General features: G+C 71.1%; 26 protein-coding genes. 9 read left to right on the forward strand and 17 right to left on the reverse strand.

What is annotated here, in order from left to right; all coding sequences use genetic code 11:
* The 4 genes from D8M34_RS11405 to D8M34_RS11420 form a co-directional block, all read right to left on the reverse strand.
* Positions 1–622, reverse strand: a 622-nt coding sequence (locus D8M34_RS11405) for a 5-oxoprolinase subunit B family protein (RefSeq protein ID WP_148113054.1), incomplete at its 3' end; no start/stop codon positions are given.
* Positions 622–1,422 (reverse strand): putative hydro-lyase, encoded by an 801-nt coding sequence (locus D8M34_RS11410; RefSeq protein WP_126894045.1) that lies wholly within the window; start codon positions 1,420–1,422, stop codon positions 622–624. The genes D8M34_RS11405 and D8M34_RS11410, both read right to left, overlap by 1 nt.
* Before the next feature lies 1 nt (position 1,423).
* Positions 1,424–2,188, reverse strand: coding sequence for a LamB/YcsF family protein (locus D8M34_RS11415; protein WP_126894046.1), 765 nt, complete (start codon positions 2,186–2,188; stop codon positions 1,424–1,426).
* A 1-nt stretch (position 2,189) separates the two neighbouring features.
* Complete coding sequence (locus D8M34_RS11420; RefSeq protein WP_025103975.1) at positions 2,190–3,467, reverse strand: NRAMP family divalent metal transporter; 1,278 nt, start codon at positions 3,465–3,467, stop codon at positions 2,190–2,192.
* 148 nt (positions 3,468–3,615) lie between these two features.
* Between D8M34_RS11420 and D8M34_RS11425 the strand changes: the two genes are divergently transcribed.
* Positions 3,616–4,272 (forward strand): GntR family transcriptional regulator, encoded by a 657-nt coding sequence (locus tag D8M34_RS11425; protein WP_126894047.1) that lies wholly within the window; start codon positions 3,616–3,618, stop codon positions 4,270–4,272.
* 14 nt (positions 4,273–4,286) lie between these two features.
* On the opposite strand, the gene D8M34_RS11430 is transcribed toward D8M34_RS11425, so the two are convergent.
* On the reverse strand, positions 4,287–4,955 hold the full coding sequence (locus tag D8M34_RS11430) for a TetR/AcrR family transcriptional regulator (RefSeq protein WP_102208659.1): 669 nt from the start codon (positions 4,953–4,955) through the stop codon (positions 4,287–4,289).
* Between the two features lie 475 nt (positions 4,956–5,430).
* On the opposite strand from D8M34_RS11430, the gene D8M34_RS11435 reads away from it, so the two are divergent.
* Positions 5,431–6,240, forward strand: a complete 810-nt coding sequence (locus D8M34_RS11435) for a M57 family metalloprotease (protein WP_126894048.1) — start codon at positions 5,431–5,433, stop codon at positions 6,238–6,240.
* Between the two features lie 83 nt (positions 6,241–6,323).
* Here D8M34_RS11435 and D8M34_RS11440 read toward each other — a convergent pair whose 3' ends face one another.
* The 5 genes from D8M34_RS11440 to D8M34_RS11460 form a co-directional block, all read right to left on the reverse strand.
* Positions 6,324–7,319 (reverse strand): LacI family DNA-binding transcriptional regulator, encoded by a 996-nt coding sequence (locus tag D8M34_RS11440; RefSeq protein ID WP_126894089.1) that lies wholly within the window; start codon positions 7,317–7,319, stop codon positions 6,324–6,326.
* Between the two features lie 128 nt (positions 7,320–7,447).
* Positions 7,448–8,878, reverse strand: a complete 1,431-nt coding sequence (locus D8M34_RS11445; protein ID WP_174235388.1) for a GH1 family beta-glucosidase — start codon at positions 8,876–8,878, stop codon at positions 7,448–7,450.
* Between the two features lie 5 nt (positions 8,879–8,883).
* A complete protein-coding gene (locus D8M34_RS11450) occupies positions 8,884–9,774 on the reverse strand; it encodes a carbohydrate ABC transporter permease (protein ID WP_126894050.1) in 891 nt (296 codons plus the stop codon).
* Positions 9,771–10,811, reverse strand: coding sequence for a carbohydrate ABC transporter permease (locus D8M34_RS11455; RefSeq protein WP_126894051.1), 1,041 nt, complete (start codon positions 10,809–10,811; stop codon positions 9,771–9,773). The genes D8M34_RS11450 and D8M34_RS11455 overlap by 4 nt, the downstream gene beginning before the upstream one ends.
* Before the next feature lie 97 nt (positions 10,812–10,908).
* Positions 10,909–12,222 carry an ABC transporter substrate-binding protein gene (locus D8M34_RS11460; RefSeq protein WP_126894052.1) on the reverse strand — a complete coding sequence of 438 codons (1,314 nt, stop codon included), beginning with the start codon at positions 12,220–12,222 and terminating at the stop codon, positions 10,909–10,911.
* Between the two features lie 153 nt (positions 12,223–12,375).
* Between D8M34_RS11460 and D8M34_RS11465 the strand changes: the two genes are divergently transcribed.
* From D8M34_RS11465 to purQ, 3 genes are all read left to right on the forward strand, one after another.
* Positions 12,376–12,906: an adenine phosphoribosyltransferase gene (locus D8M34_RS11465; RefSeq protein WP_025103984.1), complete on the forward strand. Its 531-nt coding sequence runs from the start codon at positions 12,376–12,378 to the stop codon at positions 12,904–12,906.
* A 141-nt stretch (positions 12,907–13,047) separates the two neighbouring features.
* On the forward strand, positions 13,048–13,296 hold the full coding sequence (gene purS, locus D8M34_RS11470) for a phosphoribosylformylglycinamidine synthase subunit PurS (RefSeq protein WP_126894053.1): 249 nt from the start codon (positions 13,048–13,050) through the stop codon (positions 13,294–13,296).
* Positions 13,293–14,000: a phosphoribosylformylglycinamidine synthase subunit PurQ gene (gene purQ / locus D8M34_RS11475; protein WP_126894054.1), complete on the forward strand. Its 708-nt coding sequence runs from the start codon at positions 13,293–13,295 to the stop codon at positions 13,998–14,000. The genes purS and purQ overlap by 4 nt, the downstream gene beginning before the upstream one ends.
* Positions 14,001–14,096: 96 nt before the next feature.
* Here the strand turns inward: purQ and D8M34_RS11480 are convergent, their stop codons facing one another.
* Entirely contained in the window at positions 14,097–15,353 is a 1,257-nt protein-coding gene (locus tag D8M34_RS11480) for a hypothetical protein (protein ID WP_126894055.1), read from the reverse strand.
* A 214-nt stretch (positions 15,354–15,567) separates the two neighbouring features.
* Between D8M34_RS11480 and D8M34_RS11485 the strand changes: the two genes are divergently transcribed.
* The 3 genes from D8M34_RS11485 to D8M34_RS11495 all read left to right on the forward strand — a co-directional run bounded on the left by D8M34_RS11485 (position 15,568) and on the right by D8M34_RS11495 (position 19,391).
* Complete coding sequence (locus D8M34_RS11485) at positions 15,568–16,464, forward strand: SDR family oxidoreductase (protein WP_060923499.1); 897 nt, start codon at positions 15,568–15,570, stop codon at positions 16,462–16,464.
* A gap of 189 nt (positions 16,465–16,653) precedes the next feature.
* Complete coding sequence (locus tag D8M34_RS11490) at positions 16,654–18,315, forward strand: glycoside hydrolase family 13 protein (RefSeq protein ID WP_085604737.1); 1,662 nt, start codon at positions 16,654–16,656, stop codon at positions 18,313–18,315.
* Between the two features lie 68 nt (positions 18,316–18,383).
* Positions 18,384–19,391, forward strand: coding sequence for a LacI family DNA-binding transcriptional regulator (locus D8M34_RS11495; protein ID WP_126894056.1), 1,008 nt, complete (start codon positions 18,384–18,386; stop codon positions 19,389–19,391).
* A 12-nt stretch (positions 19,392–19,403) separates the two neighbouring features.
* Here the strand turns inward: D8M34_RS11495 and D8M34_RS11500 are convergent, their stop codons facing one another.
* Together D8M34_RS11500 and D8M34_RS19285 are read right to left on the reverse strand one after the other, a co-directional pair.
* Positions 19,404–21,035, reverse strand: a complete 1,632-nt coding sequence (locus D8M34_RS11500) for an FAD-dependent oxidoreductase (protein ID WP_126894057.1) — start codon at positions 21,033–21,035, stop codon at positions 19,404–19,406.
* Positions 21,032–21,196 (reverse strand): hypothetical protein, encoded by a 165-nt coding sequence (locus tag D8M34_RS19285; RefSeq protein WP_164498176.1) that lies wholly within the window; start codon positions 21,194–21,196, stop codon positions 21,032–21,034. Before D8M34_RS19285 ends, D8M34_RS11500 begins: the two co-directional genes overlap by 4 nt.
* Positions 21,197–21,289: 93 nt before the next feature.
* Between D8M34_RS19285 and D8M34_RS11505 the strand changes: the two genes are divergently transcribed.
* A complete protein-coding gene (locus D8M34_RS11505) occupies positions 21,290–21,556 on the forward strand; it encodes a metal-sensitive transcriptional regulator (RefSeq protein WP_025103992.1) in 267 nt (88 codons plus the stop codon).
* Between the two features lie 92 nt (positions 21,557–21,648).
* On the opposite strand, the gene D8M34_RS11510 is transcribed toward D8M34_RS11505, so the two are convergent.
* Genes D8M34_RS11510 through fdxA form a run of 4 tightly spaced genes read right to left on the reverse strand, consistent with a single transcriptional unit; the run spans position 21,649 to position 24,503 of the window.
* Positions 21,649–22,275, reverse strand: coding sequence for a superoxide dismutase (locus tag D8M34_RS11510; protein WP_025103993.1), 627 nt, complete (start codon positions 22,273–22,275; stop codon positions 21,649–21,651).
* Positions 22,276–22,297: 22 nt separating this feature from the next.
* A complete protein-coding gene (locus tag D8M34_RS11515; protein ID WP_025103994.1) occupies positions 22,298–22,834 on the reverse strand; it encodes a flavin reductase family protein in 537 nt (178 codons plus the stop codon).
* The gene (locus D8M34_RS11520; RefSeq protein ID WP_126894058.1) at positions 22,831–24,180 is read right to left on the reverse strand and encodes an FAD-dependent oxidoreductase; all 1,350 of its coding nucleotides are present in this window, start codon (positions 24,178–24,180) and stop codon (positions 22,831–22,833) included. The genes D8M34_RS11515 and D8M34_RS11520 overlap by 4 nt, the downstream gene beginning before the upstream one ends.
* Entirely contained in the window at positions 24,177–24,503 is a 327-nt protein-coding gene (gene fdxA, locus D8M34_RS11525; protein ID WP_025103996.1) for a ferredoxin, read from the reverse strand. Before fdxA ends, D8M34_RS11520 begins: the two co-directional genes overlap by 4 nt.
* Positions 24,504–24,593 lie beyond the last annotated feature (90 nt).

The raw sequence follows: 24,593 nt of genomic DNA on the forward strand, positions 1-24,593 counted from the left end.
TCGCCGCGACCGACTCCCGCTCCGCACGCACGAAGCGCACGCGGCGGCCCGGCACGAGCAGAGCCGGCGGGTCGCGGTCGATGTCCCACATCTCCAGGGCGGTCCGGCCGATGAGCTGCCAGCCGCCGGGGCTCTCCCGCGGATACACGCCGCTGAACGCCCCGGCGAGGGCGACGGAACCGGCGGGCACCCGGGTGCGGGGCGACGACCGCCGCGGCACGTCGAAGAGGGGGTCGCCGCTCACGGCATAGCCGAAGCCGGGAGCGAAGCCGGAGAAGGCCACGCGCCAGTCGGCGGCGAGGTGACGGGCCACCAGTTCCTCCGCCGAGACGTCGAGGAGCGCGGCCGCCTCGTCCAGATCCTCCCCGTCGTAGCGGACCGGGATGGTGACCTCGCCCGCGTCGGGCAGCGCCGCCGCGTCGACCTCGGTCGCGGCGAGCGCCTCGGCGAGCGCGGCGGCCGAGGTGCGGTGCGGGTCGAAGCGCACGAGCACGGTGCGGGCGCCGGGGATGCGCTCCCGAACGCCGGGCACGTCGCTCCATGCGAGGTTCAGCCGCATGGCCTGCTCGAGGTCGTCCGCCTCGACGAGCAGCGCGCTGTCGGAGGCCGTGAGGATGCGCATCAGACCCGGTACTCCGCATCCGGCACATCGGTGACGAACATGTAGCCCGGGGCGTGGGTGACGGCGAACGGCGGCTTCGACGCCATGATCGCCGCCTGCGGGGTCACGCCGCACGCCCAGAACACGGGGATCTCGCCGGGGCGGATCTCGGGGGCGTCGCCGAAGTCGGGCACCATCACGTCGACGATACCGAGCGATGCCGGGTCGCCGATGTGCACGGGCGCACCGTGCACGGCCGGGGTGCGCCCGGAGATCTGCACGGCATCGGCCACGCGGTCCGCGGGGATCGGACGCATGGAGACCACCATCTCGCCGCGCAGCCGTCCGGCCGGGGTGCAGTCCACCGCCGTGCGGTACATCGGCACGTTGCGTCCGAGCTCCTGATGACGGATCGGGATCCCGGCCTCGACGAGCCCCGTCTCGAACGTGAAGCTGCAGCCGATGAGGAAGGCGACGAGGTCGGGATGCTCGTCCCACGCCGCCATCGCGTCGGACACCTCCTCCACGAGCTCGCCGTCCCGCCAGATGCGGTACCGCCCGATGTCGGTCCGGATGTCGCTGCCCGGCGCGAGCCGCGACTCCACCGCCCCCTGCTCGATCACCTCGAGGACGGGGCAGGGCTTCGGGTTGCGCTGCGCGTAGAGCAGGGTCTCGAAGGCCCAGTCCGCGGGCACCGCGATGAGGTTCGCCTGGGTCAGCCCCGGGGCGACGCCGCTGGTCGGCGCGGAGTGGCCGGCGCGGTGCGCCGCACGGGCGGCCCGGGCGTCGGCGAGCTGGGCGGGAGTCGCGAGCACGGCCATGTCAGACTCCGGCGAACGGGGCGATCGTGATGCCCTCCGCCTGCAGCAGGCGCTTCGTCTCCGCCGCCATCGCGACCGAGCCCGGGCTGTCGCCGTGCACGCAGATCGACTGCGCGAACACGGCCACGTCGGTGCCGTCGATCGCCCGGATCACGCCGTCCGCGGCCAGGCGCACCATCCGCTCGGCCACCGCGGTGGGGTCGTGCAGCACGGCCCCCTCCTCGGTGCGGGAGACGAGCTGACCGTCCGGCTGGTAGGCGCGATCGGCGAAGGCCTCCGCGGCGACCGCGAGTCCTGCTCGTTCGGCGACGTCGAGCACGACGCCGCCGGCGAGGCCGAGCAGCACGAGCGAGGGGTCGATCGCCTTGATGGCCGCCACGACGTCCTTCGACTGCCGCTCGTCGCGGGCGATGGTGTTGTAGAGCGCCCCGTGCGGCTTGACGTAGGAGACCCGCCCGCCGACCGCCGCGGTGAGCCCGAGGAGCGCACCGAGCTGGTACTCCACGTGCGCCTGCAGCGTGGCCGAGTCGATGTCGACCTTCGTGCGCCCGAAGTTCTCGTAGTCGCGGTACCCGGGGTGGGCGCCGATCACGACGCCCCCGGCGACGGCCGCGGCCAGGGTCTCGCGGATCCCCTCCGGACTGCCCGCGTGGAACCCGCACGACACGTTCGCGCTCGTGACGATCTCGAGCATGCTCGCGTCGTCGCTGACGATCCGGTCGGGGACGTTCTCGCCGAGGTCCGAGTTCAGGTCGATGGTCGCCATGTCACGCTCCGATTCCGAGGAAGGCGAAGATGGGGCCGATCGAGACGGCGCCCATGTACCAGGTGAGCGCGGTCACGACGGTGCCCGCGATGAGCAGCCACATCGGGTACTTCCGGTCGCCGAGCAGGTCGCGGCGGAACCAGCCGATGTACATGAACACCGTCAGCCCGATGGGGAGGATCAGGCCGTTGAAGCCGCCGACGAAGACGAGGATCGCGGCCGGGGCCGTGCCGATCGCCAGGTAGACCGCCAGCGACACGACGATGAACGCGACGGTGGCGAGCTGCAGCGGCCAGCCCCCGCGGAGCTTGGCGGTGAAGGTCGAGAGGAAGGTCGCCGAGGTGTACGCGGCGCCGATGACCGAGCTGATCGCGGCGGCCCAGAAGATCGCGCCGAAGATCCGCAGACCGGCGTCGCCGAGCACCGCACCGAATGCCTGCCCTGCCGGGTTGGCGGCCTGCGAGGAGAGGTCGAGCGCCACGCCGGAGGCCACCACGCCGAGGATCGCGAGGAACAGCACGTAGCGCATGATGCCGGTCACGAGGATGCCGTTGGCGGCGGCGCGCATGACGGGCTTCGCGTACTGCGGGCCCACGTGGCCGGAGTCGAGGTAGCGGTGGGCGCCGGAGTAGGTGATGTAGCCGCCGACCGTGCCGCCGACGATCGTCGTGATGGTGGCGAAGTTGAGCTGGTCGGGCACGAAGGTCTGCCGCAGCGCGTCGCCGATGGGCGGCTGGGCGATGAGGGCGACGACGAGGGTCATCACGATCATGCCGACGCCGAGGATGATGAGGACGACGTCCATCACCTTGCCGGCCTTCTTCACGAGGAAGATGATGATCGCGAGGGCCGCCGTGAGCGCGCCGCCGAGCTTCGGATCGATGCCGAGGAGGGCGTTCAGGCCCAGGCCGCCGCCGGCGATGTTGCCGATGTTGAACGCGAGCCCGCCGATGACGACGAGGACGGCGATGACGTGGCCGGAGAAGGGGATGGCGCTGTTGGCGAGCTCGCCGGCCCGCTTGCCGGACGAGGTGATCATGCGCCAGATGTTCAGCTGCACCGCGATGTCGACGAGGATCGACACGAGGATGGCGAACGCGAACGCGGCTCCCATCTGGGCGGTGAACGTCGCGGTCTGGGTGATGAAGCCCGGACCGATGGCGCTCGTGGCCATGAGGAAGATGGCGCCGATGACGGCACTGCGGCCGGCGCGCTTCTTCGCGTGGGCGGCGCGGGCTTCGTCCTCGGGGGTGAGGGCGGGGGCGGACTGCTCGGACATAGGGGGGTCCCATCGTCGTTGGTGGGTGTCGGGTGACCCCCAGTGTAGAACGGACAGAACCTGATTGTTCAACAATCATGTTTCCGTCGTGCTACAGCGCGGTTGCTTTTCGGTAATGATCGGCGTGATGCCGCCCTACGATGAAGGCATGAACCAGCAGGGCCCGCTCGCCGACGTGCTCCGTCAGCGCATCATCGACGGCGACGTCGCCCCGGGCTCCCGGCTGTCCGAATCGGCTCTGGCCGAGCGCTTCGACGTGTCGCGCAACACCCTGCGCGAGGCGTTCCGGGTGCTCGCGGAACAGGGCCTCGTCGAGCACATCCCGCACCGCGGCGTCTCGGTCGCCTCTCCCACGATCGCCGACGTCATCGACATCTACCGCGCCCGCCGGGTCATCGAGTGCACGGCTCTGCGGCAGTCCGAGCCCGAGCATCCCGCCGTCCAGCGCATGACCGACGCGGTCGCCGCGGCCGAGGCCGCCGTCGCCGGCGTCTCGGCCGACGACGCGTCCGCCTGGCGCGCGGTCGGCAGCGCGAACATGGCGTTCCACGTCGCGCTGGTCGATCTCGCCGACAGCCCGCGTCTCGCCCGCACCTACCGGAACGTCGCGGCGGAGCTGCGCCTCGCGTTCCTGAAGATCGACGACCCCCGCGCGCTGCACGAGCCGTTCGTCCGGAAGAACCGCGCCGTCCTCGACACGTTCCTGACCCGGGGCGCCGAGGCCGGGGCCGCCGAGTTGGAGCGGTACCTCGTGCAGTCGGAGCGGGTCGTGCTCGGCGCTTTCGCGCGGATGCAGCTCGACTGAGCGGGGGCTGCGGCTCAGGACGCGTCGGTCCGCAGCGCCGCCGTCGCGCGGGGTCGGGGTTCGCCCGGGGGCGAGGCCGGCAGCCCAGGCAGCGCGGCGGTCGGCTCGGGCAGACCGTACCGGCGGTGCAGCCAGCGCCGCGCGTCCTCGAGCGGATACGTGTCGCCGAAGACGCAGTACTTCACGAACACCCCCTCCAGGGTGCTGCGGAGCATGACCTCCTCCAGCGCCGGATCCTCGGCGCCTCGGGCACGGAACACCGCGCGCACGGCATCCTCGGCGGCCGTCGCGCCGTCCGCATAGCGCTGCTCCGACTCCGCGAACAGCCGATGCGTCAGCGGCTGCTGCTGCATGGCGAGCACCGCACGCTGCAGAGGCATCGCGAAGGCCGTCGCGCCGATCGCCCCGTCGATGATCGCGGCGAGCATCTCGTCGGGCGTGCCCTCGACCTGCGCGAACCCCAGCACCGTCTCGAACCACCGGTCGATCACCGCGGCGACGAGCTGGTCCTTGCCGCCGAAGTGGTAGTTCACCAACCCCTGGGCGACGCCGGCGCGACGCGTGATCTCGGCGATGCCCGCCCCGGCGACGCCGCGTTCGCTGAAGACCTCGATCGCCGCCTGGAGGATGTTCTCGCGTGCGCGCTCCCGCGCCGCACGGTTCTGCGCATCCGATCGCGCCATGCGGTGTCCACCTCCCGGGTCCTCCGGCGGAATTCCCTCACGGGCCGTCTCGGGATAGATTAATCACTGAATGCTCGTTCAACCTATGGAGGGTGCGAGCACTCGCGGCGCGGGGGTTCGCCGCAGCGGGCCACGGACGCGTCTTCCGCCGATCGAGGGGGTGGCGGAGACGCGTCCGTGGTCATCCTCGACCTCCGGCCTACGACGAGGGACCGACGACCAGGCCCGGGCGTCGACCGCCGGTGCCGACGTCCGGCCGAGCCACGGCGGCACCTTCGACGGCGACGGATGCGGCCGATTCCTGACCTGAGTGCAGAAAGCGGGCGACGGGCCGTGTCGCGCCTTGACCCCGTCGAAATCGCGCGGTTAGCGTGAGCGGGCTTCGGCCCCTCGGTGGCAGCGATGCTCACCGTTCCGGCCGGAGTCCGCTCGCTCACCGGGCGCGCGGCACCGCTCAGATCGAAGAGGATCTTCCATGCGATTCACCAGAAAACTCGCGCTCGCCGCCACCGCGGCGGCCGCGCTCAGCCTCAGCGCGGTCATCCCCGCCACGGCCGCGTCCCCCGACGATTCCGCGCCCTCATACCAGGAGTTCGCGGCGTCGACCTATCGGGACGTCGACGGTGCCTACGTCGTCAACGGCGATGAGGTGATCTCGAACAAGAAGGAGCTGCGCGCGTTCTACGATCGGCTGATCGGCCCGGAGACCCGCACCGACGGCCTCATCGTCAACACGGTCAACAACATCGACGACAAGTGGTCCGCCTCCCAGGTCGCCAACCTCACCTACTGCGTGAGCACGAAGTTCGGCAGCCGTCACGCCGACGTCGTCCGGGCGATGGAGGGCGGCGCCGCACTCTGGGAGTCCGCGTCGTCGAAGGTCGACTTCCGCTACGTGAGCAGCGCCGACGCCAACTGCACCACGCGGAACAACGCCGTCGTCTTCTCCGTCGAGCCGGTGGCCACGACGCAGTACATCGCCCGCGCCTTCTTCCCCAGCACGCCGGCCCGGCAGCAGAACGTCCTCATCGACGACTCGATCTGGAGCGCCGGAGCGTGGACCCCGACCAACGTGCTCGGCCATGAGCTCGGCCACGTCCTCGGCTTCCGCCACGAGCACACCCGCCCGGAGGCGGGCACCTGCTTCGAGGACAACAACTGGCGTCCGCTCACACCGTACGACTCGTCGTCGATCATGCACTACCCGCAGTGCAACGGCAGCTCGGCCGATCTGTCGATGACCAGCGTCGACCGCAGCGGCGTCGTCTCGCTCTACGGGAACTGACGCCTTCGTCGGACCCGCTCCGGCACCACCGAGGCCCGGTCGTTCCGCGACCGGGCCTCACCCGTGTCCGCGGTCGGTGCGGCTCAGGCGGAGCCGCGGACGACGAGCTCGGTCGGCAGGATGGTCGTCCGAGGCGGGTCGTCGCCGGCAAGCCGGGAGAGCAGCACCTGCGTCATCGCCTCGCCCTGGGCGTACATGGGCTGGCGCATGGTCGTCAGGGGTGGGTCGGTGCTGAGGGCCACCGAGGAGTCGTCGAAGCCGACGAGCGCGATGTCCTCCGGCACCCGCACCCCGGCGGCGCGGAGGGCCATGAGCGCCCCGCGGGCCATGAGGTCGCTGGCGACGAAGATCGCGTCCGGCCGCCCTTCCGCGAGCAGACGGCGGGCGGCATCGGCTCCGCTCGCCTCGCTGTAGTCGCCCTCCTCCTCCGCGAAGGGGGTCAGCCCCGCGGCGGCCAGCGCGGCGCGGAACCCCTGCACGCGGTCGGTCGACGACGGCATCGTGAGCGGACCGGAGATCGTGGCGATGCGGGTGCGTCCGATGTCGACGAGGCGCTGCGTGGCCGCCCGTGCCCCGGCGACGTTGTCGACGTCGACCACGTAGTCGCCTTCGGCCCGGCGCACCGGACGGCCGCCGTAGACGACGGGGACCGCGTCGGCGATCCGGTCGACGAACGCGTCACTCGTGTGGTGCGACACGATGAGCGCGCCGTCGACGCCGCCGTTGCGCACGAAGCTCGTCATCTTGTCGCCGGGGTCGTCGCTCGCGATCAGCAGGTTCAGGAGGTAGTCGGAGCTGCGGAGCGCGCCGGTGATGCCGGCCACGATCGCCGCGAAGAACGGGTCGCCGAAGAAGCGGGTCGTGTCCTCGGGGACGATGAGGGCGATCGCGTGCGTCTGCCGGGAGGCGAGCGAGCGCGCGGCACGGTTCGGAACGTAGTTGAGCTCGTCGATCGCGGCGCGCACGGCGGCGAGCGCTTCCGGGCTGACCGCGGTCGACCCGTTGACGACGCGCGACACGGTCGACCGGGACACGCCGGCGGCCGCTGCGACCTCCTCGATGGTCGCGCGGGGCGACATCATCGCTTGCTCTCTTCCATCGCCCCATTCTCATCCACCCGGAGCCAGGCCGTGAAAATCCTCGCTTCGAGTCGCCCGATTGGTCCCATTTCGGCCGCAGATGGGACCAATCGGGCGATTCGAACGGGTCAGAGGGACCGGGCGGCGATGATCCGGGCGTACTCGCGGCCGGAGTCCTTGACCGTCCGCTCCTGGGTGTCGTAGTCCACGCGGACGATCCCGAAGCGCTTGTCGTAGCCCCAGGCCCACTCGAAGTTGTCGAACAGGGACCAGTAGAAGTAGCCGCGGACGTCCACGCCGCTGTCCCTGGCGTCCAGCACGGCGTCGAGGTGCGCGCGCAGGAACGCGGTGCGGTCGGCGTCGGGCACCCGCGTCTCCCCGTCCTCCCCCACGACGGTGTCGTCGTAGGCCGCGCCGTTCTCCGTCACCGAGAGGGCCACACCCGCGGGCTCGGCGTACTCGGTCCAGAGCCGCTGCAGGAGTCGCGTGAGTCCCTCCGGCTGGACCTCCCAGCCCTGGGCGGTCCTCGGCAGTCCGCGCTCGACCGCGTGGATGCCCTCGTGCGAGGGATACGGGCTCCGCGTCACGTGCGCCGTCTCCGGGCCGCTGGACACCGCCGCGTCGTCGGGCCCCGTGCCGGACACGAGGTCGCCGTGGTAGTAGTTCACGCCCTGCGTGTCGATGCGCTGGGCGATGGTGTCGAGGTCGCCCTCGTGCACCGCCGCCTCGAAGCGCGCCACGGCCTCGGGGTCCACCGCGCGGATGTCCTCCACGGTGTCGGCGGGGTAGGCGCCGCGGTAGATGGGGTCGAGGAACCACCGGTTGAACTGGCCGTCCAGCCGCCGGGCCGCGTCGACATCCGCGGGGTTCTGCGGGTCGGCGGGGTCGGCCACCGTGTGGTTCAGCGTGATGCCGAGGTTGAGGGAGGCGTCGCGGCCGCGGAGCTCCCGCACCGTCGCACCGTGCGCGAGCAGCAGGTGGTGTGAGGCCAGCAGCCCCTCGGCGACGCTCGTGTGCCCTGGCGCGTGCTCGCCCCCGGTGTAGGAGAGGAAGGACGAGCACCACGGCTCGTTCAGGGTCGTCCACACGTTCACGCGGTCGCCGAGGGCGTCGTGCATGGTGCCCGCGTACTCCAGGAAGCGCTCGACGGAGTCGCGGTTCGTCCAGCCGCCGACCTCCTGCAGGGCCTGAGGCATGTCCCAGTGGTACAGCGTGAGCCAGGGCAGGATGTCGGCCGCGAGGAGCTCGTCGACGAGGCGGCTGTAGAAGTCGACCCCCGCCTGGTTGACCGCGCCGCCGTCGGGGCGCACGCGCGACCACGAGGTGGAGAAGCGGTACGTCTGGAGGCCGAGTTCCTTCATCAGCGCCACGTCCTGCGGATACCGGTGGTAGTGGTCGCACGCCACATCCCCGTCGTCGCCGCCGACCACGGCCCCCGGCACCCGGCAGAAGGCGTCCCAGATGGAGGCCGTCCGTCCGTCCTCGAAGGCGGCGCCCTCGATCTGGTAGGCCGCGGTCGCCGCGCCGAAGAGGAAGTCCGAGGGAAAGGCACGCGTCATAGGGGTCATCCTTTCACCGCGCCCGCCATGATGCCACTGACCAGCTGCCGCCCCGCGATCACGAAGAGCACGAGGAGCGGAAGGGTCGCGAGCACCGCGCCGGTGAGCACGATCGAGTAGTCGATGTAATAGCCGGACTGCAGCTGGCTGAGCGCCGTCTGCAGCGTCGGGTTCTGGGGGGCGAGCACGATCAGGGGCCAGAGGTAGTCGGTCCAGGCGGTCATGAACGTGAACAGTCCGAGGATCGCCATGGCCGGCCGCGCCGCGGGCACCCCGACGGTGAGGAAGGTGCGGAACTGGTTCGCGCCGTCGACCCTGGCGGCCTCGATGAGCTCGTCCGGGATCACGTCCACGAGGTACTGCCGCATGAAGAACACCCCGAACGCCGTGACGAGGGTCGGCACGATCACCGCACCGATCGTCCCCGTCCAGCCGAGTTCGCGCATCAGCATGAACAGCGGGATGATGCCGAGCTGCGTGGGGATGGCCATGGTCGCGATCACGAACACCATGAGGCCGTCCCGCCCGCGGAAGCGGAGCTTCGCGAACGCGTAGCCGGCGAGCGTCGAGAACGTGACGACGGAGATCGTGATGATCGTCGAGATGAGGAAGGAGTTGCCGAGGGCGAGCCAGAACGGGATCGCGTCGAACACCTTCGCCGCGTTCGCGAGGAAGTTGCCGCCGGGGATGAGGGGCAGGGTCTCGCCGCGGGTCGCGTTCGTCCCGCTCGCGACGACGAACGACCACCACAGCGGGTAGGCGCCGCCGATGACGAAGGCCGCGAGGAGCCCGTAGGTGAGGAAGCCCGGGCGGCTGCCGAGGCCGGCGCTCCCGCTCGCGGTGCCGCGCCGGCGGCGGATCCGCTCCGGCACGCTGAGGGCCTGGGTGGCGGTCATCGCGCCTCCTCCTTCCCGGTCGGGCGGATGCGGCGTCGGGCCGCGCGGTTCTTCGGGGCGTCTCCGGTGGCGATGCGCCGGGAGATCAGGAAGTTGATGAGGCCGATCGCGACGATCAGCAGGAAGAGCAGGATCGCGACGGCCGAGGCCTCACCGAGGTTGCGGCGGAAGAACGCCAGCTCCCAGAGGAACAGCACGGTGGTCTGGAACTGCCGGTCGCTGCCGCCGATGCCGCCCGCGGTGGAGACGTCGAACAGCCGCGGCTCGGCGAAGATCTGCAGGCCGCCGATGGTCGCCGTGATGATGACGAAGATCAGCGTGGGACGGATGGTGGGGATCGTGATGGCGAAGAACCGCCGCACCGCCCCGGCACCGTCGAGTGCGGCCGATTCGTAGAGGTCGCGCGGCACGGCCTGCATCGCGGCGAGGAGGATGAGGGCGTTGTAGCCGGTCCAGCGGAAGTTCACCATCACGGCGATCGCGATGTGCGACAGGACCGTGTCGTGCTTCCACTGCTGATCGGCGATGCCGACGAGGTTGAGGAGGTTGTTGGCCAGACCGTCCGCCTCGTTGAAGATGCTGGAGAAGATGATCGCCACGGCGACCGGGGTGACCACGAACGGGATGAGGACGCTCATCCGCCAGAACGTCGGCGTCCGCAGTCCGCGGTCCAGCAGGTAGGCGATCACCAGAGCGACGGCGAGCTGCGGGATGGCGGAGAGCAGGAAGATGCTCAGCGTGTTCCGGATGGAGTTCCAGAACATGCCGTCGCCGAGGATCGCCGCGAAGTTGCCGAAGCCGACGAACGGCCCCTCGCCCTTCAGCAGGTCCCACTCGTGCACCGCGACCCACACCGTGTACAGCAGCGGGAAGAGGCCGATGAGCCCGAAGAGGAGGAAGAACGGGGAGATGTAGAAGTACGGCGAGGCGCGGTGGTCGAAACGGGAGACGCGGGTGCGCCAGGAGCGTCGCGGCGGCGCGTCGGTCGCTGCGGGGGCGGCGGCCTGCGGCTCCGCCGGCGGGGCGGTGAGGGTCATGGGCGTGTCCTTAGCCGGGCTTCGACAGGCTCAGCCACCCATCCGTCGGGTCGCTGAGCAACCACCGTGGGTCGCTGAGCCTGTCGAAGCGAGATGATCAGCCGACGAGGTCGTTCAGGAGGCCGATCGCCTGGTCCCAGGCGCCCTGCGTGTCGGTCTCGCCGCGGTCGAGCGCGCTGAGCGCCGGGCCGAAGACGTTCTCCTGGATCACCGAGTCATCGGCGCCCTTGAACTGCGCGACGACGCCCTTGGCACGTTCGGCGAGGATGGCACCGGTCGGCGCGTCGTTGAAGAACTCGTTGGGCGTGGCCTCCTCGGCGAGGGACTCCTGCGCCTTGATGGTCGAGGGGAAGTTGCCCGCGGCGGCGGACTGCTTCACCTGCTGCTCGGGCTGCGTCAGCCAGTCGGCGAGCTCGGCCGCGGCCTCCTTGTGCTCCGACGACTCCGGGATCGAGAGGAACGCGCCGCCCCAGTTGGCCGCGCCGCCGGGGAAGACGTCGGCGAAGTCCCAGCCGGTCGACGCGTCGCCGCCGCCGGCCTCCACCTGTCCCTGCACGACGCCGAGCATCCAGCCCGGGCAGACGAAGGTGGCGAAGGTGCCGTCGACGAACGACTTGCCGCCGTTCCAGTCCCATGCGGTCTGTGCCGCGGACTGGCCGCCCTCGGTCGCGGCGCCGAGGAGCTCGAAGCGCTCCTGGAGCTCGTCGTTGCCCTCGACGTTCAGCTCGCCGTCGGCGGTGTAGTAGCCCTCGTCGAGCTGGTTCACCATGGCGTTCCAGACGAAGCCGGAGTGGTCGTACCAGGCCTTGCCGGTCTTGGCCGTGTAGTCGGCGCCGACCTGGAAGTAGTTCTCCCAGTCGCCGTTGAGCAGCTCGGCGACCGACTCGCGGTCGCTGGGCAGGCCGGCGGCCTCGAACGCGGCGCCGTTGTAGCAGATGCCGCTCGGGCCGATGTCGGTGCCGTAGCCGATGACGCGGCCCTCGGCGTCGGTCGCCTGGCCGTACTTCCAGTCGACCCAGTCGTCCTTGCGGTCCTCGATGCCGTAGTCGCGCAGGTCGACGAAGGTGTCCGAGACGTCCATGATGGCGCCGAGCCAGCCCTCCTCGATCGCGACGATGTCGCTGAGGCCGGAGCCGGCGGCGATCTTGGTGAAGGCGTCGGTGCGGGCGTTGCCACCGGTGTCGATGTTGGTCGCCTCGATCGTCACGTTCGGGTGCGCCTTCTCGTACTCCTTGTAGAGGTCGTCGTAGCCGAAGGTGCCGAAGGTGGTGACGGTCAGTGTGACCTTCTCGTCGGCGCTGGCGCCGGAGTCGCCGTCGCCGGTGCTGCCGGAGCAGCCGGCCAGGGCGAGAGCGGAGACGGATGCCACGGCGGCTGTCGCCAGGATCCGGGTGCGGGCACGTGAGTTCACGGTTCACTCCTTTGTGGGTTTGTGCGGGTGGTGGTGCGTGGGGGCTTGTGGGAGCGCTCCCACAAGGTTGTCGTGAACTCTATGGGAGCGCTCCCACGATGTCAAGAGCGCCGCCTGCAGGTCCCTCCCGCGCAACCGGCGTACCCTTGTCCGGTGCCCGAAGCCACCCTCTCCCCTGCCCTCGCCCGCGCCGAATCCCTGATCCGCAGCATCCCGGACTACCCGGAGCCCGGCATCATCTTCCGCGACATCACGCCGCTCCTCGCCGACGCCGAGGCCCTCCGCGTGACGACCGAGGCGATCATCGAGCCCTTCGCGGGACAGTTCGACGTGGTGGCCGGCATCGAGGCGCGGGGCTTCATCCTCGCGGGTGCCGCCGCCATCGCCGCGGGAGTCGGGCTGATCCCGATCCGCAAGGCCGGCAAGCTCCCCCGCCCCGCAGCGTCCGTCGACTACGCCCTCGAGTACGGCACGGCGACCATCGAGATGCACGACGACCTGCCCGCCGGATCCCGCGTCCTCCTCATCGACGACGTGCTCGCCACCGGAGGGACGCTGGCCGCCGGTCGGCAGCTCGTGGAGCGTCTCGGCAGCCACGTCGCCGGCATCTCGGTGCTCTTCGAGATCGACGGCCTCGGCGGCCGCGACACGATCGGCGACCTCCACACTGTCTTCCACTCCTGACCCGAGACCCCGGGTTCTCGCCGACGCCCCGGCGTAGCGGCTCGCGCGGGGCGGGGTCTGGGCGAGAGCCCGGGGTCTCAGCGGAGCATCGGCGAGCGGTAGACTGAATCCGCCCGTCCGCCCGCGACTCTTGGAGCCGTCATGCCCACCATCGTCGTCGACGTCATGCCCAAGCCCGAACTGCTCGACCCGCAGGGGAAGGCCGTCTCCGGCGCCTTCGCCCGCCTGGGCGTCGAGGGCTTCACCGACGTCCGCATCGGCAAGCGCTTCGAGCTCACCGTCGAGGGCGAGGTCACCGACGACGTCCTCGCCGAGGCCCGCCGTATCGCCGACGAGGTGCTCTCGAACGCCGTGATCGAAGACGTCGTGGGCGTCGAGGTGGCGGAGTGACCGTCCGCATCGGCGTCGTCACCTTCCCCGGCTCGCTGGACGACGTCGACGCACAGCGCGCCGTCCGCATCGCGGGCGCCGAGCCGGTCGCCCTGTGGCACGGCTCGCACGACCTCGAGCGTGTCGACGCGCTCGTCCTCCCCGGTGGGTTCAGCTACGGCGACTACCTCCGTGCCGGCGCCATCGCCGCCCTCTCGCCCATCATGGCCGAGGTCAAGGACGCCGCCGCGAAGGGCATGCCCGTCCTCGGCATCTGCAACGGCTTCCAGATGCTCGTCGAGGCGCACCTGCTGCCCGGCGGCCTGATCCGCAACAACCACCAGCACTTCGTGCGCCGCGACCAGAAGCTCACGGTCGAGAACGCCGACACCGCCTGGACCAACGCCTTCCGCACCGGCCAGGAGATCGTCATCCCGCTGAAGAACGCGGACGGCGGCTACATCGCCGACGAGCAGACGCTCGACCGCATCGAGGGCGAGGGTCTCGTGGCGTTCCGCTACGCCGGCGTGAACCCGAACGGCTCGCTGCGCGACATCGCGGGGCTGACGAACGAGGCCGGCAACGTCGTGGGCCTGATGCCGCACCCCGAGCACGCCACCGAGCCCGGATTCGGTCCGGACACCGCTGTCGCGATGCGCAGCGGCGTGGACGGCCTCGACTTCTTCACGAGCGCGATCGCCGCCGTCGCCCGCGTCGCCGCCTGACACCTCCCTCGACCCACCCCTCTGCGCGCGTCCCACCCCGTTGCGGGCGCGCGGAAGGGGCCGGGTCGACCGCAGAAGGCCGGGTCGACAGGCGGGTCAGGGGAGGCGGAACGGGTTGTCGCCCACGGCCGCGAGCAGGTACCAGGCCGTCGTGCCGGTGTGCAGGCTCGCGTAGTAGAGGTCGCCGAAGCCGGAGTCGAGTCCGTCGGTCGAGGTCGCCACGATGCCCTTGCCGTCGCCGTTCGCCGCGTCGCGCTGCACCAGCCGGATGTCGGCCAGCAGCTCCTCCGCGCGATCCTGGTCGCCGGCGGCCCCGCGCTCCTGCAGCGCGAGCGCGAGGTGCCCGCTGCCCTCGAACCAGACCTTCGACACGTCCACGTCGCTGATCGACGGGCCCCGGTACGGGCCGTCCTGGGCGATGAGGTGCGCGAGCGTCCAGTCCACGGCCGAGCCGTATCGGGCGTCCCCGGTGCCCAGCAGGCTCCAGGTCTGCGCGTCGAGCGGGATGGGACGGGTGTTGATCGTGCTGCCGTCGAGCAGCGTCCCGGTGTCCACGTGCCCGTCGGCGCTCTGCATCGCCGCGACGAATCCGGCAGCCACCGCCGCCCGCTCCGCCCAGACCCCGTCGCCCGTGAGCTGGCCGAGCTGCGTGAAGAAGCCGGCGATGTCGCTGTTGTGCTCGGTGGACTTCCACTCCAGCGGCACCCCGGCATCGGTCTGCCCGCCGGTGTAGCCGTAGGGTGCCCGCGTCATGTCGGCGGTGTTGTCCTGGATCCACTCCGCGATGCGCACCGCGCCGTCGAGGTACCGTGCCTCGCCGGTGGCATGGAAGAGGCGGGCGAGCGCCATGCCCACCCAGGCCTGGTTGCCGGTGAAGGTGCCGGGCCCGGTGATCTCCATCCGGCCCTGACGGATGCCGTGCGGCTCGTACGAGGTGCGGACGCGGCCGTCGCCGACGGGATCGTTCTCCTGCACGAAGAGGAGGGTGTCCGCGACAGCCCGCGCGCGGCGCAGGTCGTCCGGCAGGCCGCGGGCCGTGTAGGCGATCACGACGAGGGCGTCGTCGTACACGAAGGAGGGGGTGAAGTCCCACGACGGCGTGGTGAAGAACCCGCCCTCGTAGCTGCGGGGCAGGCAGCGGCCCTCGCCGTCGCAGAACTCGTCGACCCGCGCGTCGAGGAACTCGTACGCGAGCGCGACCGAAGCCGCGGGGTCGTTCACCGGGTCCGCCGGGGGCTGCGCGCGGGCACCGAACGCGTCGGACACGGCGGGGGCGGCGCCGACGAGCACGGCACCGACGACGAGCGCGGCGACGACCGCCCAGGGCGCGGATCGGCGGGCGGAAGCGGACATCACGACCTCTCGACGGCAGGACCCCCGGGGGACATGCCGCGAGCGACACGGGGGATGCTCGCAACCCTGTCATGACAGGAGGCACCGGGGGAAGTGTCTTTCGGCCACATGCGCGTGTACCAAAGCGACCGGATGCGTGCAAGGCGTTTGCCGCACCCGGAGCACGGCGCGCACGATGGTCCTCCCGTCCCCGACCTCCCGGAAAGGACACCCCATGTCCCGCGACCAGTACACCTTCACGAACCCGGTCGAGCTCTACGCCGACATCCAGCCGCAGAAGCAGCACATGCGCGAGCCCGGTCTCGACGCCGACCTCACTCCGAAGGCCGACCTCGGCGAGGAGTCGTACCGCGGCACCGGACGGCTGACCGGGCGCAAGGCACTCATCACCGGCGGCGACTCGGGCATCGGCGCGGCCACCGCGATCGCATTCGCCCGCGAGGGCGCCGACGTCGCGATCTCCTACCTCCCGGAAGAGGAGGAGGACGCGAGCCGCATCGCCGGCATCCTCCGCGAGGCGGGAGCGACCGTCGCCACGATCCCCGGCGACCTGCGCGACCCGGAGTACTGCCGCACCCTGGTGGCCGAGGCCGTCGCGGCGCTCGGCGGGCTCGACATCCTCGTCAACAACGGCGGCAAGCAGGTCTTCCAGGAGTCCCTCACCGATGTGACGGACGAGCAGTTCGACGACACGTTCAAGACCAATGTGTACGCGATGTTCTGGATCACCAAGGCCGCCCTCCCGCACCTCCCCGCGGGGTCGACGATCATCAACACGACCTCGATCCAGGCCTACTCGCCGTCGGACATCCTCGTCGACTACGCCTCGACGAAGTCGACGATCAACGCCTTTACGAAGGGCCTCGCCCAGCAACTCGCGCCGAAGGGCATCCGCGTGAACGCCGTGGCTCCGGGACCGATCTGGACCCCGCTGCAGCCGAGCGACGGGCAGCCGCAGGAGAAGATCGCGCAGTTCGGCCAGGACACTCCGCTCGGCCGGATGGGTCAGCCCGCCGAGCTCGCTCCCGCCTACGTCTTCCTCGCCTCCCCGGAGTCGAGCTACGTGCTCGGCGAGACCCTGAACGTCAACGGCGGCATGCCGACGCCCTGACCCTCATCCCCTCATCCCCTCATCCCCCGTCGACCCACCCCCTTCCGTTCCTCCCGGCCCCTTCCGGCCGTCCGCAAGGGGGTGGGTCGAACGGAAAGGGGTGGGTCGGAGGAGAGGGGAAGAAAGAGCTCCGAACCGTTTCGATACCTGTGGTGGCGGGACTGTAAGCGTTTGCAGTAGCCTGATCGCATGGCACAGCTCGAACAGATCGCAGCCCCCGGTTCCGAGTGGTGGCGCAGCGCCGTCATCTACCAGATCTACCCCCGCTCCTTCGCGGACGCGTCGGGCGACGGCATCGGCGACCTGCCGGGCATCACGAGCCGCCTCGACGCCCTGCAGGAGCTCGGCGTCGACGCGATCTGGCTCAGCCCTTTCATGACGAGCCCGCAGCGCGACGCCGGCTACGACGTGGCCGACTACCGCGACGTCGACCCGCTGTTCGGCACGCTGGCCGACTTCGACGCGATGCTGGAATCCGCGCACGCCCGCGGCATCCGGGTGATCGTCGACCTCGTCCCCAACCACTCCTCCGACCAGCACCCCTGGTTCCAGGAGGCGCTCAAGGCGGCGCCGGGCAGCCCGGAGCGCGCGCGCTACATCTTCCGCGACGGCCGCGGCGAGAACGGCGAGCTGCCTCCGAACAACTGGGAGTCGGTGTTCGGCGGCGGCATGTGGCAGCGCGTCACGGAGGCCGACGGCACCCCCGGCCAGTGGTATCTGCACATCTTCGACGCCACGCAGCCGGACTTCGACTGGAACAACGAGGAGGTGCAGGAGGAGTTCCGCTCGATCCTGCGCTTCTGGCTCGACCGCGGCGTCGACGGCTTCCGGGTCGACGTGGCCCACGGCATGATCAAGACCGAGGGGCTGCCCGACTACACGCCGCCGACCGACGCCGACTCCATGGGCGGCGGCGAGTCGAACGTGCCCTACTGGGGCCAGGACGGCGTGCACGAGATCTACCGCGACTGGCACAAGGTGCTCGCCGAGTACGACGGCGACCGCGCCCTGTGCGGCGAGGCCTGGATGCCGACGCTGAAGGAGACCGCCCTCTGGGTGCGTCCGGATGAGATGCACCAGACCTTCAACTTCCCGTACCTGATGACGGCGTGGGACGCGAAGGCACTCGGCGACGTGATCCGCGAGTCGCTGGACGCGTTCGGCGCGGTCGGCGCCCCGAGCACCTGGGTGCTGTCCAACCACGACGTCGTCCGGCACGCCACGCGCCTCGCCCTCACGATCGACAACCCGCAGGGCGAGGGCATCGGCCCGAACACCCCGGACAAGCCCGACACCGCCATCGGCCTCGCCCGCGCCCGCGCGGCCACCACGCTGATGCTCGCGCTCCCCGGCTCGGCCTACCTGTACCAGGGCGAGGAGCTCGGCCTGCCCGAGGCCATGGAGATCCCGGACGAGTACCGCCAGGATCCGACCTGGTTCCGCACGAACGGCGAGCGCTACGGCCGCGACGGCTGCCGCGTGCCGCTGCCGTGGGAGGCGGAGGCTCCCGCCTTCGGCTTCAACGACACCGGCCTCTCGTGGCTCCCGCAGCCCGCGGACTGGGCGGCCTACGCCCGGGACGTCGAGGAGGTCGACCCGGCGTCGACCCTGGCCCTGTACAAGCGCCTTCTCGCCGGCCGTCGCGAGTTCGGATTCGGCACCGGGTCGCTGGTGTGGGAGGACGCCGGTCCCGATGCCGTCGCCTTCCGTCGCGGCGAGGTGCACGTGCTGGCGAACCTCGGCACGGCTCCGCTCGACCTCCCGGAGGGCGCGGTCGTCCTGCTCCGCAGCCAGCCGTTCGACGGCCCCGAGGTCCCCGTCGACACCGCCGTCTGGTACACCAAGGCCTGACACCGCTGCGCCCGTGGCGCGCTCCTCCCGGGGCGTGTCACGGGCGTCTCCGATCCGAAGGACAGACGATGGCGAGCATCGACGAGGTCGCCCGGCTCGCCGGCGTCTCCACCGCGACGGTCTCCCGCGCGCTGAGCGGCCGCGGGCACGTGTCCGAGTCGGCGCGCGAGCGCGTGCAGGCGGCTGCCGCCTCCCTCGGGTACGTCGTCTCCTCCCGCGCCTCGAGCCTGGCGTCGGGGCGCACGCGCAACATCGGGGTCGTCGTGCCGTTCCTCGACCGCTGGTTCTTCAGCACCGTGCTGTCGGGGGTGTCCGCCGCGCTCATGCGCGCCGGCTACGACATCACGCTCTACAACATCACCGCCGACAAGGACGTGCGCCGCCACGTCTTCGACACGTTCCTGCGCCGCCAGCGCGTGGACGCCGTGATCGCCGTGTCCATCGAGCTGGACGAGGACGAGACCCAGCAGCTCCTCGACCTCGGGCTCCCCGTGATCGCGATCGGGGGCCCGAACCCGAAGCTCGACACCCTCACGGTCGACGACGTCGCCGTGGCCCAGCTCGCGACGGAACACCTGCTCGGGCTCGGGCACACGGAGATCGCGCACATCGGCGCGAACCCCGAATTCGACATCGACTTCCACATCCCCACGAACCGCCGGCTCGGCTTCGAGAGGGCGCTGGCGAAGGCCGGCGTCCCCCTGAACCCCGCGTTCCTGGAGCCGGCCGACTTCACGGTCGAGGGCGGCTACCGCGCCGCGAAGCAGCTCCTCGGGCGCCCGGGGCCTCGCCCCACCGCGGTGTTCGCCGCCTCGGACGAGATGGCGATCGGGGCGCTCCTCGCCGCCCGCGACCTCGGCTTCGCGGTGCCGGGCGACCTGTCCATCGTGGGCATCGACGGCCATGAGCTCGGCGAGTTCTTCCGCCTCACCACGGTCGACCAGTTCCCGCTCGGGCAGGGCGAGCGGGCGGCCGACGCGGTCCTCGCGAAACTCACCGACCCCGATGCCGTGCGGCCGCCCGCCGCCCTTCCGTACGAGCTCAACGTCCGAGGCACGACCGCGCGACTCGTCTGAGCCGACCGCGGGTCAGGCCGCGGTCGCGTCCTGCCAGGTCCGGTAGCCGCCGTCGAGATTGCGCACCGCGCGCCCGTGCTGCCGCAGCAGCCGGGTGGCGATGTGACCGCGCAGGCCGACCTGGCAGTGCACCACCAGAGGCCCCTCCGGCAGCTCGTCGAGGCGGTCGCGCAGCTCGTCCAGCGGGATGTTCCTGGCGCCGGGGATGGCGCCGTTCGTATGCTCGGCCGCGGTACGGACGTCGATGAGGGTCGATCCCGCCCGCAGAGCGCCGTCGAGCTCGTGCCACTGGAGGGTCGGCGTGGTGCCGTTGCGGGTGTTCTCGGCCACGTAGCCCAGGATGTTCACGGCATCCTTCGCGGAGCCGAACTGCGGAGCATACGCGAGCTCCAGGTGCGCGAGACCGGAGGCGGTGACGCCCGCCTGCAGCGCCGTCGCGATGACGTCGATCCGCTTGTCCACGCCGTCACGGCCGACGATCTGCGCGCCGAGGATGCGGTCGGTGACAGGGTCGGCGAGGAGCTTCATCGACAGGGTCTCCGCGCCCGGGTAGTAGCCGGCGTGCGATCCGGGGTGCACGTGGACGGCGAAGAACGCGCGGCCCGCGGCACGGAGCTGCTTCTCGCTCCAGCCGGTCTTCGCGGCGGCGAGGCCGAACACCTGCACGATGCCGGTGCCGAGGGCGGGGCGCGCCGACTCCTCCCGACCCGCGATGACGTCGGCCACCATGCGGCCGTGGCGGTTGGCGAGACCGGCCATTGTCACCAGCGCCGCACCGCCGCCGATGAGGTCGGTCTTCTCGACGCCGTCGCCGACCGCGAAGACGTCCGGGGCACTGGTGCGGCACGCCTCGTCGACCGCGATGCCGCCGGTCTCGCCAAGACGGATCCCGGCGGCGCGGGCGAGTCCGACCTCGGGCACGACCCCGGAGGCATCGACGAGGAACTCCGCGGGGAGGGTGGCACCGTCGCTCAGGGTCACGGAATCCGCGGCCGTGGCCACGACCTCGACGCCGAGTCGCACGTCGACCCCGCGGCGCCGGACCTCGGCCGCGAGCGGGGAGGCCATCTCCGGATCCAGCGGGGCGAGCAGCTGGGCACCGCGTTGCACCAGGGTGACCGCGGCGCCCCGGGCGACGAGGTTCTCCACCGCTTCGAGCCCCGTGTATCCGCCGCCCACCACGACCACCGGCAGCCCGGGGCGGAGGGCTGCGTCGATCGCATCGGCATCGGCCACGGTCCGCAGGCTCCGCGCGGGGAGGGCTCCGGTCGGCTCGTCGCCGCGGGGCCGGGCACCGGTGGCGAGCACGAGGCGATCGTACGGGTGGGCGCTCCGACGGCCGCTGTCGAGATCGACGACCTCGACCCTCTTGCGCGCGGTGTCGATGCCGACGACGTCGTGACGGACGCGGACGTCGAGCCGGAAGCGGCGGTGCAGCGACTCCGGGGTCTGCAGGAGGAGGGCGTCGCGCTCCTCGATCACGCCGCCCACGTAGTAGGGCAGGCCGCAGTTGGCATACGAGACTTCGGGCCCGCGCTCGAAGACGACGATCTGCGCGGACTCATCGAGCCGCCGGAGCCGGGTCGCCGCCGACATGCCGCCGGCGACGCCACCGACGATGACGACGCGGAACGGCACGCTCATCGGCCGAACAGCCGGGACAGGAGACCGCCCTTGGCCTCGTCCTTCGGGTGGCCCGCGCACCAGTCCGACGCCGGCACGGTGCGGCGGACGGCGTCGACGTGCTGGCCGCACCCCGCCCAGGTGGTCTTCCCGCAGGTACGGCAACGGACTGCTCGACACATGTGTTCTCTCCTCACTCGATACCCCGGTGGGTATCCAGACACTATACCCCCGGGGGTATAGTGGAGCGCACAGCCGGCCTTCAGGGAGAGACCATGACCACCGTCGACACCGACACGCAGCGCAAGATCGCCAACCGCCTCAAGCGCGCCCAGGGACAGCTCGGCGCCGTGATCGCCGCGGTCGAGAGCGGAGGTGACTGCCGGGCCGTCGTCACGCAGCTGGCCGCCGTGACCTCCGCGTTGGACAAGGCCGGGTTCCAGATCATCGCCTCCGCCATGAAGACCTGCCTGGAGGACCCCGCGCAGGACGACGCCGTCCCCCTCCCCGACCTGGAGAAGCTCTTCCTCACCCTCGCCTGAACGCGACCCGGCCCCTTGCGGCCACCCCGGCCCGTTGCGGACGATCGCAACAGGCCGGGGCGCACGCAAGGGGCCGGGTCGGCGAAGGGGGATCAGGGGACGAGGAGACCCGCGGTCGCGGTGCGCGCCGTCTCGAAGCGGCGCTGCACGTCGGGCCAGTTCACGAGGTTCCAGAACGCCTTGACGTAGTCCGCCCGCACGTTGAGGTAGTCGAGGTAGTAGGCGTGCTCCCACACGTCGAGCTGCAGCAGCGGGATGACGCCGAGCGGCGCGTTGCCCTGCTGATCGAAGAGCTGGAAGATCACGGGACGAGCGCCCACCGAGTCCCAGGCGAGCACGGCCCAACCGGAGCCCTGCACGCCGAGGGCCGTCGCGGTGAAGTGCGCGCGGAAACCGTCGATCGACCCGAACGAATCCGCGAGCGCCGCCGAGAGCTCGCCCTCCGGAGCCCCGCCGCCCTCGGGCGAGAGGTTCTGCCAGAACACGGAGTGGTTGATGTGGCCGCCGAGGTTGAACGCGAGGTCCTTCTCGAGCTTGTTGACCGCTCCGAGGTCGCCGCTGTCGCGGGCCGCCGCGAGCTGCTCCAGCGCCGTGTTCGCGCCGGTCACGTAGGCCTGGTGGTGCTTGGAGTGGTGCAGCTCCATGATCTTGCCGGAGATGTGCGGTTCCAGTGCCGAGTAGTCGTAGGGCAGCTCGGGGAGCGTGTACGGAGTGGACATGGGGGTTCCTTTCGTGACGGGGTCAGAGGGCGGTGTCGTGGGACAGGGCGTGGAATCGGCGGTCGATGTAGACGAGCGGGCGGGCCGGGCGGCCGGTGAGCACCTCGAGCACCTCGGCGATCACCACGGTCGACGAACCGACGGGCACGGTCTGGATCGCCCGGCAGCGCAGGGCGACACGGGCCTCCGCCAGGTGCGGCTCGCCGGTCGGCAGCGTCGTCCAGCCCTGCTCGGGCGTGAAGCGCTCGGAGCCGCTCACCGCGAAGCTCTGGGCGAGCGCGGAGTGCTCGTCGTCGATGAGGTGCACGACGAAGGTGTCGGCGCCGAGGATGGCCCCGGCGCTCCCGGTCGCCCTGGTCACCGAGAACACGATCGCCGCCGGGTCGACCGCGACCGACGACACGCTCGACGCCGTGAGGCCGACGGGGCCGTCCGGCCCCTGCGCCGTGATGATGGCGACACCGGCGGGGTGGGTGCGGAACGCCGCCTTGAGCCCCTCCCCGACCGGCGTGGGCACCGGAGCGGCGGGGTGCGGGGTGGTGTGCGGGTCGGGGGTCATCGGGTGCTCTCCTCGAGAGGGATGGGGGTGGGGGTCGCGTGGGCGCGCATGGCCGCGCGGTCGACGAGCTTCGTGCGCTCCCGGCCGCGGACGGCTCCGGCGCGGCGCTCGGCCTCGTCGATGCGCAACCAACCCTCCCAGTCCACCACGCCGGGGAGGTCCAGGGGCGGGTCGCGGTCGATGCGGGCGGACGGCGTCGCGGCGAGGTCCTCCACGAGATGCTGCACGGTCTGCGCGGCGTCGGACTTGGTCGAGCCGATGAGCCCGATCGGCCCGCGCTTGATCCAGCCGGTCGCATAGAGACCCGGGACGGGCGTGCCGTCGGCATCGAGCACCCGTCCTTCCGCGTTCGGAACGATGCCCCGCGCCGCGTCGAACGGCACGCCGGGCACGGGCGAGGAGAGGTAGCCGATCGCCCGGTAGACGGCGCCGACCTCGTACCGCACGAGCTCGCCGGTGCCGATCATGCGGCCGAGCGGATCGGAGGCCGTGCGCTCGAACTCGATGCCCTCCACACAGTCCGTGCCGAGGACGCGGACGGGTCGATGCCGGAAGTGCAGGTGGATGCGCCGGGAGGCTTCGGTGGACGGACGCTGCGCCCATTCCGTGAGGGTGCGCACGATGATGCGGCGCTGCGAGAACTGCTCCAGCATGCGGGCGGCGTGGTCGTCGAGCGCGAGGTCGGCGGGATCGACGACCACCTCCACGTCGTGCTGCTCCCCGAGCTCGCGCAGCTCCAGAGCGGAGAAACGCACATCGGCCGGACCGCGACGGGCGAACAGGTGCACGTCGCGGACCCGGCTCGCGGCGAGCGCGTCGAGGATGTGGTCGGGGGTGTCGGTCGGCTCCAGCGCCGCGGCGTGCTTCGCGAGGATGCGCGTGACGTCGAGGGCCACGTTGCCCGCCCCGAGCACGGCCACGGACTCCGCCTCCAGGCCCCAGCCCCGCGCGACGTCGGGGTGCGCGTCGTACCAGGCCACGAAATCCGCGGCGCCGAACGATCCGGGGAGGTCGGCTCCCGGCACGTCGAACGCCACGTCACGGTCGGCTCCGGTCGCGATGACGACGCCGTCGTACGCCCGGCGGAGCTCGTCGACCGTCACATCGACGCCGACCTCGACGTTGGCGCGCAGCCGGATGCCGGGCTGGAGGAGCACGTCGTGCAGCGCGTCGATGATCTTGCGGATGCGCGGATGGTCGGGGGCGACGCCGTAGCGGACGAGGCCGTACGGAGCGGGGAGCTTCTCGTACAGGTCGATGGCCGCCTCCGGCACCTGAGCCCGGAGGAGGTCGGCGGCGTAGATGCCTGCGGGTCCCGCGCCGACGATGGCGATGCGCGGAGTCACTCGTGCACTTCCTGGGGCGGGAGCGCGGCGATGAGCGGGTGGTCGTGACGGATGAGTCCGGTGCGGGCGGCGCCGCCGGGCGAGCCGATCTCGTCGAAGAACTCGACGTTGGCCTTGTAGTAGTCCTGCCACTCGTCGGGCAGGTCGTCCTCGTAGTAGATCGCCTCGACGGGGCACACCGGCTCGCACGCTCCGCAGTCCACGCACTCGTCGGGGTGGATGTAGAGCGACCGCTCCCCCTCATAGATGCAGTCGACCGGGCATTCGTCGATGCACGCCTTGTCCTTGAGGTCGACGCACGGCAACGCGATCACATACGTCATCGCGACTTCTTCTCTGTCCCACTCACGCCCTCCACCGTAAAACCTCAAGCGCACTTGAGGTCAAATCGAGGCCGAGACCCCGACCTCTCG

Source organism: Microbacterium sp. HSID17254 (assembly GCF_003989315.1).
In the GTDB taxonomy this organism is placed as follows: Bacteria; Actinomycetota; Actinomycetes; order Actinomycetales; family Microbacteriaceae; genus Microbacterium.

What these genes read in the sequence shown, in the direction of transcription:
- D8M34_RS11420 (WP_025103975.1), bottom strand. Translation starts at nt 3,467, where the DNA reads ATGTCCGAGCAGTCCGCCCCCGCCCTCACCCCCGAGGACGAAGCCCGC.
- D8M34_RS11505 (WP_025103992.1), top strand. Translation starts at nt 21,290, where the DNA reads ATGACCACCGTCGACACCGACACGCAGCGCAAGATCGCCAACCGCCTC.
- D8M34_RS11485 (WP_060923499.1), top strand. Translation starts at nt 15,568, where the DNA reads ATGTCCCGCGACCAGTACACCTTCACGAACCCGGTCGAGCTCTACGCC.
- fdxA (WP_025103996.1), bottom strand. Translation starts at nt 24,503, where the DNA reads ATGACGTATGTGATCGCGTTGCCGTGCGTCGACCTCAAGGACAAGGCG.
- D8M34_RS11480 (WP_126894055.1), bottom strand. Translation starts at nt 15,353, where the DNA reads ATGTCCGCTTCCGCCCGCCGATCCGCGCCCTGGGCGGTCGTCGCCGCG.
- D8M34_RS11500 (WP_126894057.1), bottom strand. Translation starts at nt 21,035, where the DNA reads ATGAGCGTGCCGTTCCGCGTCGTCATCGTCGGTGGCGTCGCCGGCGGC.
- D8M34_RS11445 (WP_174235388.1), bottom strand. Translation starts at nt 8,878, where the DNA reads ATGACGCGTGCCTTTCCCTCGGACTTCCTCTTCGGCGCGGCGACCGCG.
- purS (WP_126894053.1), top strand. Translation starts at nt 13,048, where the DNA reads ATGCCCACCATCGTCGTCGACGTCATGCCCAAGCCCGAACTGCTCGAC.
- D8M34_RS11435 (WP_126894048.1), top strand. Translation starts at nt 5,431, where the DNA reads ATGCGATTCACCAGAAAACTCGCGCTCGCCGCCACCGCGGCGGCCGCG.
- D8M34_RS11425 (WP_126894047.1), top strand. Translation starts at nt 3,616, where the DNA reads ATGAACCAGCAGGGCCCGCTCGCCGACGTGCTCCGTCAGCGCATCATC.
- D8M34_RS11415 (WP_126894046.1), bottom strand. Translation starts at nt 2,188, where the DNA reads ATGGCGACCATCGACCTGAACTCGGACCTCGGCGAGAACGTCCCCGAC.
- D8M34_RS11450 (WP_126894050.1), bottom strand. Translation starts at nt 9,774, where the DNA reads ATGACCGCCACCCAGGCCCTCAGCGTGCCGGAGCGGATCCGCCGCCGG.
- D8M34_RS11410 (WP_126894045.1), bottom strand. Translation starts at nt 1,422, where the DNA reads ATGGCCGTGCTCGCGACTCCCGCCCAGCTCGCCGACGCCCGGGCCGCC.
- D8M34_RS11510 (WP_025103993.1), bottom strand. Translation starts at nt 22,275, where the DNA reads ATGTCCACTCCGTACACGCTCCCCGAGCTGCCCTACGACTACTCGGCA.
- D8M34_RS11515 (WP_025103994.1), bottom strand. Translation starts at nt 22,834, where the DNA reads ATGACCCCCGACCCGCACACCACCCCGCACCCCGCCGCTCCGGTGCCC.
- D8M34_RS11430 (WP_102208659.1), bottom strand. Translation starts at nt 4,955, where the DNA reads ATGGCGCGATCGGATGCGCAGAACCGTGCGGCGCGGGAGCGCGCACGC.
- D8M34_RS19285 (WP_164498176.1), bottom strand. Translation starts at nt 21,196, where the DNA reads ATGTGTCGAGCAGTCCGTTGCCGTACCTGCGGGAAGACCACCTGGGCG.
- D8M34_RS11495 (WP_126894056.1), top strand. Translation starts at nt 18,384, where the DNA reads ATGGCGAGCATCGACGAGGTCGCCCGGCTCGCCGGCGTCTCCACCGCG.
- D8M34_RS11455 (WP_126894051.1), bottom strand. Translation starts at nt 10,811, where the DNA reads ATGACCCTCACCGCCCCGCCGGCGGAGCCGCAGGCCGCCGCCCCCGCA.
- D8M34_RS11440 (WP_126894089.1), bottom strand. Translation starts at nt 7,319, where the DNA reads ATGTCGCCCCGCGCGACCATCGAGGAGGTCGCAGCGGCCGCCGGCGTG.
- D8M34_RS11490 (WP_085604737.1), top strand. Translation starts at nt 16,654, where the DNA reads ATGGCACAGCTCGAACAGATCGCAGCCCCCGGTTCCGAGTGGTGGCGC.